We start from the raw sequence: 11230 nt of genomic DNA, 5'->3' as shown, positions 1-11230 counted from the left end.
ATATATCGTTATTGCTCATTGCCATTGGGTTTCCTCCTGAAATGTTGATTATCATAATGCTTTTAGCATGTGTAAATGAATGTCGTCAAATTACTACTTTAACACTTTAGGGGAAGGTTTTGTAGTCTTAGATGGATTAATGCTTGTGGAGATGATTTTAAAACAGCAACATATGCTTTTAGGCACTTTAAATTATCTATTTAAAACCAATTGGATTATAATGATACTAGAGTTCATATAGGAGGGAATCAATAATGAATTATCTAATTGGTTATAAAGATGCTGAACGAAATTTCGGACATGAGGACCCGATGCTAACAGAATATACATATGGAGAGTCAGGGGCTAATACCGACAAACTCCAAAAAGTACAAAAGGGAGATTTTCTATTCTTTCATAAAACAATACATAACAAGCGCTATATAACCGCATATTATCTGGTCGAAGAAGTCGTGATTGTAAAAGATATCAAACAGAATCGTTTAATCATGAATAAATATGATAATCCCCACCTAAAGAAAGAGATACACCAACTAACACCAAGCGAATGTATTGCGTTTGGAAATCCTATTCAATCTAAAGCCCTTCAAGTTCCTTTGGAAATTACCCCTGAATTATTGAGTAAATTATCCAGACCTGCAAACCTTAATCCTAATCAATCTTTATTAAGTGCAATTTCTTCTGCTCTTCGTACTTGGAAAGAATTGAATCCATCTGATATCAATTTATTGTTAGATTTAATTGAGCAAAATGAGTCCAAGGGTAGACTTACTAATAGAGTTTTAACCGCTGAAGAAGTATTTCAAATTTTAGAAAGAGATATCGAGAAATTCATCATTTCTAACCCTTCAATACTTGATGTAAACTATAAAATTGAAAAATCACAACATATCTTCTCAGATGAATCACGTTTAGATTTGTTATTAAGAGATACTACTAATAACGAATTTATTGTAGTAGAAATTAAGAAAGGACCTATTGATAGAAACGCTTTAAATCAAATTAAACATTATATTAAACTATGTAAAAAAGAATTAAAATTAAATACTGTAAAAGGTATTTTAGTTGGTAGTGGGATAGCACCTTCCTTTGAGGATGATATTAATAAAGCAAAAAGGGATGGAATAACCGTGCGAAATTATGGTTGGGGCTTTACTATTAATTAACACACTTAAAAATGGACAAATCTAATATAGGTTTGTCCATTTTTTTATACTACTCAAATATAAATATTTGTAATACAGTTCAACAAAACTAATCTAAATAAGATTAGTTTTTATTATTTTCATAATTAAATTTAACAAAAAAGGTAGTGCCTTCGGATCCTGTTTGAATTTCTATTTTTGCATTATGACGGGCAGCAATGGCATAACATACGCCTAATCCCAATCCAGTTCCATTATCTTTGGTTGTGTAAAATGGAGTCCCCAGTTTCTCTAATACTTCAGGCCTGATACCATTCCCTTCATCCCGCACTGCAAGCACCACACATTTTTGCCCTTCTTTATAGGTGCTAATGGTTAGAGTTTTCCCTGTACTCATCGCTTCTAAGCCATTACGGTATAGGTTCATTAATAATTGCCTGATCTCATTACGATTTAAGAGTAATTCTGGAACGTCATTTGTATCGACTTGAATATATTTATTTTGATTATGCGTATCAATCTTTATTAAAGGAATAATATCACGGATAATTGAGTTTAAATCTAACATCTGCAAATCTGATTTCTTTGTATTACCTATTGAGAGAAATTCAGTAATAATAGAATTGGCACGATCAAGTTCTTCAACCATTAAATTAAAGTAGTTATTATGTTTCTCATAGTTGTTCTCTTCTTTTAATAACTGCAAAAATCCTCGTACTGTTGTCATTGGATTTCTAATCTCGTGGCTAATACCTGCTGCCATTTGCCCTATTAACTCTATGTTGGATAACCTTTTCAATTCCTGCTCATATTGCTTTTTTTCCGTTATATTTTTACAAATACAACAAATGCCATCATCATACGGATATGCAATAACTTCATACCAATATTCATCAGAGGTAGAAAGAAATTCGAAATGAACTGTATTTCGCTCTGACATTACACGATGAAGCTCCTTATATATAACTGTATCGATGCTACTTGGGAAGACCTCCCATATATTCTTACCTAATACATCTTTTGCTGTTTTTCCTTGCGGGAAATGTTGATGCTTATTTACGTACGTAAATTCCCATTTATTATTCAAAGTCAAGAATCCATCCGTAATACTTTCAATCACACTTGTAACTTTTTCATTAGCAACAGCTAGTTCTCTCGTTCTTTCTTCCACCATACTTTCAAGTTGATCCATATATAACAAGTTTGAAAACGTAGGAGCTGTAGCATCAACGATAGACTTTGCCAGTTGAATTCGGGAAGCATCGTAATTATGAGCTTTTGCCCCTTTACCAACGACGATTACCCCTAATACTTCTCCCATCGAAACTAATGGCAGCATCAGTAGGCCCTTACTATCTATATTTTTTGTTTGAATAACCTTTCGAAGCTTGGCTTCATAGGTTTTCTCCATCCAGTCAGTTTCTGCCCAATCACAGTCCGCGCTTAATTTCGTTGTTTTAATCGTTGTTTTATCTAGCCGGTCTAAAAGGTGGGCAGCCATGTTTTTACTCTCTAAAATCTGTCCTAAGTAAAAAAAACATTTATCAAAAATCTCCTGTACCGAGGAACACACTGATAAATCACGGGTAACATTTAGTAACAGCTGCTTCTCGGCAATAAGATTTTCTTTTTGGGTTAAATTTTTTGCGTTTTGAATGGCGACCGCCGCCATATTTACATAAGCTTCAACACTTTGAATTTCTGAATCTGTTAAGTTCATTGGAACTCCATAATCAAATAAAAAAACAAGACCAAATAACTCTTGCCCAAATGAGATAGGCAGAGCTAATAAAGACTTAATTTTGAACGCATCGACTGGTCTCGGATCCGGTCGATAATCCTTTGAGGTATCAGGAATATAGATCGTTTTTTTAGTTTCAATAACTTCTTTTGCCAGTAAGTCTATTTCAGGATCAATTACCTGCGTATCGAGCGTTACGCCATTTATGGTCTCTGGTTTTCCCGCAAACCCTCTAAATGTTCCATCTTCTTCAGGTAAATAAATTCCAACAGCGTCACACCTAACAATCTCCTCTGATATCGCCATTGTTACACGCTGCAATACTTCACGTAGTTCTAATTTTGTATTTATTATTTTTGTTATATTTGCGAGCCTAGAATATCTCGTCTGATCACTTAACATTTACATAGCCTCCAATTATAGGCGTAATAAAGTGAAACTTTATTTAATAAGTGGGGGTTTTGTTCATCCCCCACTTATTATTAGTTGAACCAATCAGGCTTTTATGGGCAGTCCGACCCCCACCTAACTTCTTTGCTTCCGCTGAATTTTGAGGTGGGGGTCTTACTGCTCGTTAATGCGGGATAAAATTGCTACACTCCATCCCTTCTAACTTTCAAAAGTTACACAGTTTCACTCCCCTGTGTCTCACTAACACTCGCCTCAAACTGATTAAGCAATGTACGCACTTCATCCGTCGACTTCGTACTCATCAACTGATTTCTCAATTCAGCAGCTCCAGGGAAGCCTTTTACATAAATTTTGAAGAAGCGATGTAGTCCTGTGATAGAGCGTGGTAATACTTCTGCATATTGATCTTGAAGATCGAGCTGTAGTCTTAAAAGATCTAGATGTTCTTTACTACTATGCTCTCTTGGTTCTTTTTCAAAGGCAAATGGATTTTTAAAGATGCCTCGTCCAATCATAACACCATCAATACCGTATTTTTCAGCAAGTTCCAGCCCAGTTTTACGGTCAGGAATGTCTCCGTTTATCGTTAGGAGCGTATTTGGTGCAATACGATCACGTAATTTTTTAATCTCCGGAATTAGCTCCCAGTGTGCATCTACTTGGCTCATCTCTTCTCTTGTACGTAAGTGAATAGAAAGGTTTGCAATATCTTGTTTGAAAATATGCGTTAACCAATCTTCCCACTCACTTAATTCTTTAAAGCCAAGTCTTGTTTTTACGCTGACAGGTAGTCCGCCTGCTTTTGCAGCTTGAATAAGTTCTGCCGCAACGTCTGGACGTAGAATAAGGCCACTACCTTTTCCTCTTGATGCTACGTTCGGTACAGGACAGCCCATATTAATATCAATACCTTTAAATCCTAACTCTGCCATACCAATACTCATTTGACGGAAATATTCAGGATTATCTCCCCAAATATGTGCCACCATTGGCTGTTCATCTTCTGTAAAAATTAAACGACCACGTACGCTTTTCATACCTTCTGGATGACAATAGCTATCTGAGTTTGTAAACTCTGTGAAGAATACGTCCGGACGACCAGCTTCACTTACTACGTGACGGAAAACAACGTCTGTCACATCTTCCATTGGTGCAAGTACGAAAAATGGTCGTGGTAAATCACGCCAAAAATTATCTATCATTTCAAATTCAAATCCTCTCACTATGAATACAATTTCAAACTCTCAATAAACCAAAAAGCAGATGGTATAGTTTTTCCTATATCAACTGCTTTCCTATTATACCAACTTCAGCCAAGCTACACACTCCACATGAGTCGTATGCGGGAACATATCAACAGGTTGTACTTCCTGCGTCTTATATCCGCCTTCTTCTAGTACTTTTAAGTCACGTGCTAATGTTGCTGGGTTACATGATACGTATACGACGCGTTTTGGTTTCATGTCGATGATTGTGTTAAGTAGTGCCTCATCACAACCTTTACGCGGTGGATCTACGACCATTGTGTCAGCGATTACGCCTTCTTTGTACCATTTTGGAATAACTACTTCTGCTTCTCCTACACCAAATTCAGCGTTTGTCATGTTGTTTAGTGCTGCGTTACGCTTTGCGTCTTCGATCGCTTCTGGGACGATTTCAACACCGTACACTTTTTTCGCTTTTTGTGCTAGGAATAAAGAGATTGATCCAATTCCACAATAGGCATCAATTACTGTTTCATTGCCATCTAATTTTGCATATTCTAACGTTTTATCGTATAACACTTTCGTTTGTTCTGGGTTTACTTGGTAGAATGAACGTGCTGAAATCGCAAATTTAATATCGCCGATAAAGTCATAAATATATTCTGATCCGTACAGTACTGTCGTTTTGTCTCCGAAGATTACATTTGTACGTTTCGGGTTTACGTTTTGAACAATTGATTTTACTTCTGGGAATTTCGTAGCAATTTCTTCAATGATTGCTTTTTTGTTTGGCAGTTCTGCTGTACGAGTAATGAAGACAAGCATAATCTCCCCTGTTACTTGTCCGTAACGAGCCATTACGTGACGAAGTGTTCCTTTGTTACGCTCTTCGTTGTACGCCGAAATACCGTGTTTTTCACAAATACGTTTTACTTCTTGAATCAATGTATCGTTTTCTTCTGCTTGAATTAAACATGATTCCATATTAATAATGTCATGCGTTCCTTGACGATAGAAACCAGCTACAAGTCCGCCTTCACGTTCTCCAATTGGTACTTGTGCTTTATTACGGTATACCCACGGATTCTTCATGCCGAGTACAGGGTGAACAGGAACATCGCTTAGTCCTCCGATGCGCTGCATAACGTCGCGTACTTGTTTTTCTTTCGCTTGTAATTGTCCTTCATATGTTAAATGCTGAAGCTGACAACCGCCGCACTGATTGTACACTGGGCATTCGGCATCTTTACGATATGGGCTCTCTGTATGAAGCTTCATTAAACGACCGAATGCGAAGTTTTTCTTCACTTTAATAATTTTAATTTGCGCTTCTTCACCTGGTAATCCGTTCTTAACGAAAATAGGATAGCCTTTTACTTTCGCAACACCGGCACCATCATGTGTTAAATCTTCAAATACTACATCTATAAACTCGTTTTTTTCAACTGGTGGCGTCATTTTTGTACTCATTTTCCGACCTCTCTTTTTCATAACACTGCGTTACATTTTATCATACTTATATGGTCTATTTCTATTGGAAGAAAAAAAGCTATTGACGATAGTTCTCTGTTAATGTTACGCTACTACTAATTTAATACGGACGATGTTACCTCATATATACTCGATAATATGGATCGAGAGTTTCTACCCGGCAACCTTAAATTGCTGGACTATGGGGAAAACTAATGAATATTAGCCTATGTGCAAAAAAGGACTCATATTGATTAGCTTTCTCTCATAGATGAAAGTGAATCCATATGGGTCTTTTTTTATTTCCATTTTTCTAAAAGGTCAGACATCTTACGTATGACATAAAGCCTCTTTGTTTTATTTTTAGTAATACAACGAGCGTTTTATGTACAAACTTTATACGAACTTCTGAAAGGGGCAACTACATGCAATATGTAATGAGCATTATCGGTATTCTTGTCGTTTTAGGTTTATGTTTTGCTTTGTCAAACAACAAAAGTAAAATCAACTTCCGTGCAATTGCTATTATGATTGGTTTTCAAATTTTAATCGGTTGGTTTATGTTTGGCACAAAGATTGGTCAACAAATCATTATTTTCATTGGTAAAGTTTTCAACAAACTAATTAAACTTGGTACGACAGGTGTTGATTTTCTCTTTAATGGAATTCAAAGAGACTTTGTCTTTTTCTTAAACGTACTATTAATTATCGTATTCTTCTCAGCACTACTTTCTATCTTTAGTTATTTAGGTGTTTTACCATTCATCGTTCGTGTTGTCGGCGGTGCGATTTCAAAAATTACTGGTTTACCACGCGTTGAATCGTTCCATGCGGTAAACTCTGTATTCTTCGGTTCAAGTGAAGCGTTAATCGTTATTAAAAATGATTTACAACATTTCAATAAAAACCGTATGTTTATCATTTGTTGTTCTGCAATGAGCTCAGTTTCTGCTTCTGTTACAGCATCATACGTAATGATGTTAGATGCAAAATACGTACTAGCAGCTCTTCCGCTAAACTTATTCTCAAGCTTAATCGTTTGTTCGTTATTAACACCAGTTGATACGAAAAAAGAAGACGAAGTGATTCAAAAATTTGATAGAACGCTATTCGGAGACAGCTTTATCGGTGCGATGATTAACGGCGCGCTTGATGGTTTAAAAGTAGCTGGTATCGTTGCAGCATTAATGATCGCCTTCATCGGTGTGATGGAAGTTGTAAACTACGTAATTAGTGCAGCTTCAGGGGCAATGGGACATGCTGTTACGTTACAACAAATCTTCGGTTACGTACTTGCTCCATTCGCATTCTTAATGGGGATTCCAGCTCAAGATATTATCCCAGCTGGCGGAATTATGGGTACGAAGATTGTATTAAACGAGTTTGTAGCAATCCTTGATTTAAAAGGTGTTGCAGCAACATTATCTCCACGTACAGTTGGAATCGTTACAGTATTCTTAATTAGCTTCGCGAGTATTAGCCAAATTGGTGCGATTGTTGGTACAATCCGTGCCCTTTCTGAAAAACAAGGAAGCGTCGTATCGAAATTTGGTTGGAAAATGTTATTTGCATCAACACTTGCTTCTATTTTATCTGCTACAATCGCTGGATTATTCATTTAATAAAAATCACCTTACTCGTTGAAGTAAGGTGATTTTTTTATCTATTGTTACTTTTCTCATTCCATCCATTTTATTCAAATGATATGATGAACAAGGGTATATCCCCACCTCTCTTACAGCGGTGGGGATTTTAAATAGAAGTATGTAACATAATACACAATAGAAGGTGATTTTATGAGAAAATATGCTGCAATCGCTTTATGTACATCTGCCATTTTAGCAGGTTGTAATACTAACAATGTAAGTCAAGAACCTAAAAAAGAGAAAAAAGTTCAAGAAACTAAGAAACAAGAAGAGACCGTGAAAGAACAAGGGAAAATTTCTTATAACCAAATTACACATGAATCTACAAACACTACTATTCATATGACAGATATAAAAGATGCTTTAACTGAAGTACAATATAAAATTTGGCGTACTGCTGATGGAAGGGAACACACTAAATCTTTTTCTTCTAAAGAAAAGGAGAAACAGTTTACACTTCCTTTTGATATAAAAGAATTTGAAGGAAAACGCGGTGAGTTTCAAATTGAAGCAATAGGTATAAAAGAAGATGGGAAAACCATTCCACTCACAAAATCTGCTATTACTTTCGAGCAAAAAGTTCCCGTTCTTATGTACCATGCAATCGATGATTATCACGGACAAGGCATTAAAGACTTATTCGTATCACCTGCTAACTTTGAAGCCCAAATGAAATATTTAAAAGACAACGGCTATACATTACTAACTTTTGAACGTTGGGGTGATATTAATAAAGTAAATAAACCTATCTTTGTTACATTTGATGACGGTATGAAAAATAATATGAATGCATTCCATGTTTTACAAAAGCTAAAAGACGATACATTTAAACCAACAGCAACAGAATATATGATTGTTGATAACGTTGATGTAGAAGGATCACTGTCTACTTCTGAAATAAAAGAAATGGTCGATTCCGGCATTTTCTCAGTGCAATCTCATACAGCGACGCATGCAGACTTACCGAAAATTACAAACTATGAAGAGGAATTAAAAGGATCAAAAGAAAAGTTAGAAAAAATAACAGGTAAGCCCGTTATCGCAGTTGCTTATCCATTCGGTCATGTAGATGATAAAGTCGTTGCAGAAACGAAGAAATATTATCAATTTGCGACGACAACAAAACCCGGAAAATTCATTACAAAAGGTGAACCCGATGAATTGTTAAAAATGAAGCGTGTTCGCATACACCATACGACGACCGTAGAACAGTTTGCTTCTTCGATTCAATAACGATGAGGGCTCAATATATTTTGAGCTCTCTTTTTACGCTATATTTATATATATTTTTTGAATTTTCTTGTATTATATATAGTAAGAAATCTTTCAAATTAAAGGAGATTATACATATGTCATTTGAACAAACGTTAGAGAAATATGCTGCCCTTGCAGTCAATGTTGGTGTTAATATTCAACCAGGACAAACATTATCAATTAGCGCACCTCTTGAAGCTGTACAATTTGTACGCCTCGTTACAGAAAAAGCATATAAATCTGGTGCAAAACACGTATATGTGGATTGGAATGATGAGACGTTAACACGCTTAAAGTTTGATCTAGCTCCTGAAGAAGCATTCGCTGAGTTCCCATCTTGGAAAGCACACGCTCGTGAAGAATTAGCAAAAGAAGGCGCTGCATTTATGTCTATTTATGCAGAAAACCCTGATTTATTAAAAGGTGTAGAACCAACGCGTATCGCAACAGCTCATAAAGTAGCTGGTGAAGCAATGAAAGTATACCGTGATTACGTACAAGCTGATAAAGTAAGCTGGTGTGTCATTTCTGTTCCTACGAAAGAATGGGCTGCGAAAGTATTCCCTGACGTTGCACCAGAAGAACAAGAAGCAAAACTATGGGATGCTATTTTCAAAGCTACTCGTGCTGATTTAGAAAATCCTGTGGAAGCATGGAAAGAACACGATAAAACATTACATACAAAAGTTGATTACTTAAACGAAAAGCATTATAAAGCTCTTCACTATACAGGTCCTGGAACAGATTTAACGATCGAACTTCCAGAAAAACATGTATGGGCTGGTGCTGGTAGCTTAAATGAAAAGAACGTACCATTTATGGCGAACATTCCAACTGAAGAAGTGTTTACAATGCCACTTAAAACAGGTGTAAACGGCCAAGTATCTAGTACAAAACCGTTAGCATTTGCAGGTAACATTATCGATAACTTCACGTTAACATTTGAAAACGGACGTATCGTAGATTATAAAGCTGAAGTTGGAGAAGAAGCTTTAAAACATTTAGTAGAAACAGATGAAGGTTCTCACTTCTTAGGAGAAGTAGCTTTAGTACCTCATGATTCACCAATTTCAAACACAAATATTTTATTCTACAACACGCTATTTGATGAAAACGCATCTTGCCACCTTGCAATCGGAAATGCTTATGCATTTAACTTAGTTGGCGGAAAAACGATGTCTAAAGAAGAACTTGCTAAAAATGGCGCAAACGCTAGTATTACACACGAAGATTTCATGATTGGATCAGCTGAGCTTGATATTGACGGTATTACTGCTGATGGCAGACATGAGCCTATCTTCCGTAAAGGTAACTGGGCGTTTTAAATTTATTACCATAAAGAAACACATTGGATAATCCAATGTGTTTCTTTATTTATTTGGTTTCAATTCAAATTTTATTGTTCTATTTTCACGCGTAAACTCTGGTCTATACGTAGCGATATACGTATTTTCTTTCGCTACGTCAAATAGCATGATATCTTGAATTTTTTCTTCTGGTGCTAACTTTTTACTAATAAAGCTATCAGGGTTATTATATTCTTTAAATCTTGTACCTTTCTTATCGGTAATCTCAAATTCATAAAATGCAAAAGGTATTTCCTTTTTACTATTATTTTCTACTTTGAAAATAATCCCCAAAATCTCCTCTTTCTTTTTATCCTCATCATAATCCGGATATCCTAATTTAACTGAATCGATAGTTACTTGCAAACCATCTACGTCTACTGTCTCCCCTATTTTATACACTTTATCTTGAACATCTTCTTGTTTACTTTCATTACTATCTTTAGTCTCAGTGCAAGCACTTAAACTAAAAGCTATGCCAAAAATTAAAACAATTTGACTTACCTTTTCTAACATACTCTTTCCTCCACATAAGACAAAATTCCATATATATCATAACAAAACGCTTTACTCTTTCTTGTCATATTTTGTCGTATTAATTGCTAACTGCACAAATAGAAAAAAGCTATCTTCTACAAAAGATAGCTTTCATGATGCCGATGAAACCTTAAGCCCAATTACTCCTAACACGATGAAAAGAATACAAAATGCTTGGAATAGGCTAATGTGCTCTTTAAAAAAGTACACACTAATAATCGTAATAAGTAACGTCCCAACACCAGACCAAATTGCATAAGCAATACTTAAATGAATCTTTTTTACAACGATGGCGAACACGCTGAAACAAATTCCGTAAAATACAAAAATAAGTACACTTGGAACGAACTTTGTTAAACCGTTTGATAATTTCATCGCAATTGTTCCAGCTACTTCAAAAATAATTGTTACAAGTAATAATAGCCAATATACCATACTAGAATCTCCTTCTCTGTTACCTTATAGAGATTCTAGT

9 protein-coding genes and 1 riboswitch are annotated in these 11230 nt (G+C 35.6%); of the genes, 4 read left to right on the top strand and 5 right to left on the bottom strand.

Annotation, left to right across the window (positions count from 1 at the left end; genetic code table 11):
* The first annotated feature begins 254 nt into the window (after positions 1 to 254).
* Entirely contained in the window at positions 255 to 1166 is a 912-nt protein-coding gene (locus tag MR083_RS13075; protein ID WP_242269455.1) for an endonuclease NucS domain-containing protein, read from the top strand.
* 103 nt (positions 1167 to 1269) lie between these two features.
* Here the strand turns inward: MR083_RS13075 and MR083_RS13070 are convergent, their stop codons facing one another.
* The 3 genes from MR083_RS13070 to rlmD all read right to left on the bottom strand — a co-directional run bounded on the left by MR083_RS13070 (position 1270) and on the right by rlmD (position 5972).
* On the bottom strand, positions 1270 to 3288 hold the full coding sequence (locus MR083_RS13070; protein ID WP_242269454.1) for a GAF domain-containing sensor histidine kinase: 2019 nt from the start codon (positions 3286 to 3288) through the stop codon (positions 1270 to 1272).
* 221 nt (positions 3289 to 3509) lie between these two features.
* Complete coding sequence (locus MR083_RS13065) at positions 3510 to 4499, bottom strand: tRNA dihydrouridine synthase (protein ID WP_000566692.1); 990 nt, start codon at positions 4497 to 4499, stop codon at positions 3510 to 3512.
* Positions 4500 to 4595: 96 nt separating this feature from the next.
* Positions 4596 to 5972, bottom strand: coding sequence for a 23S rRNA (uracil(1939)-C(5))-methyltransferase RlmD (rlmD, locus tag MR083_RS13060; protein ID WP_000105046.1), 1377 nt, complete (start codon positions 5970 to 5972; stop codon positions 4596 to 4598).
* Between the two features lie 121 nt (positions 5973 to 6093).
* Positions 6094 to 6195, top strand: a riboswitch (purine riboswitch).
* 202 nt (positions 6196 to 6397) lie between these two features.
* On the opposite strand from rlmD, the gene MR083_RS13055 reads away from it, so the two are divergent.
* The 3 genes from MR083_RS13055 to MR083_RS13045 all read left to right on the top strand — a co-directional run bounded on the left by MR083_RS13055 (position 6398) and on the right by MR083_RS13045 (position 10197).
* The gene (locus MR083_RS13055; protein WP_001200497.1) at positions 6398 to 7594 is read left to right on the top strand and encodes a NupC/NupG family nucleoside CNT transporter; all 1197 of its coding nucleotides are present in this window, start codon (positions 6398 to 6400) and stop codon (positions 7592 to 7594) included.
* Between the two features lie 174 nt (positions 7595 to 7768).
* Positions 7769 to 8851, top strand: coding sequence for a polysaccharide deacetylase family protein (locus tag MR083_RS13050; protein ID WP_001233718.1), 1083 nt, complete (start codon positions 7769 to 7771; stop codon positions 8849 to 8851).
* Positions 8852 to 8967: 116 nt separating this feature from the next.
* Positions 8968 to 10197, top strand: coding sequence for an aminopeptidase (locus MR083_RS13045; RefSeq protein WP_000007361.1), 1230 nt, complete (start codon positions 8968 to 8970; stop codon positions 10195 to 10197).
* Between the two features lie 45 nt (positions 10198 to 10242).
* Here MR083_RS13045 and MR083_RS13040 read toward each other — a convergent pair whose 3' ends face one another.
* Complete coding sequence (locus tag MR083_RS13040; protein WP_000891129.1) at positions 10243 to 10734, bottom strand: DUF4352 domain-containing protein; 492 nt, start codon at positions 10732 to 10734, stop codon at positions 10243 to 10245.
* Between the two features lie 132 nt (positions 10735 to 10866).
* On the bottom strand, positions 10867 to 11190 hold the full coding sequence (locus MR083_RS13035) for a DMT family transporter (RefSeq protein WP_000263253.1): 324 nt from the start codon (positions 11188 to 11190) through the stop codon (positions 10867 to 10869).
* Positions 11191 to 11230: the final 40 nt, after the last annotated feature.

It is taken from the genome of Bacillus cereus group sp. BfR-BA-01408 (assembly GCF_022663305.1).
In the GTDB taxonomy this organism is placed as follows: domain Bacteria; phylum Bacillota; class Bacilli; order Bacillales; family Bacillaceae_G; genus Bacillus_A; species Bacillus_A pacificus.
This window is presented reverse-complemented; position numbering and strand designations above follow the sequence as displayed.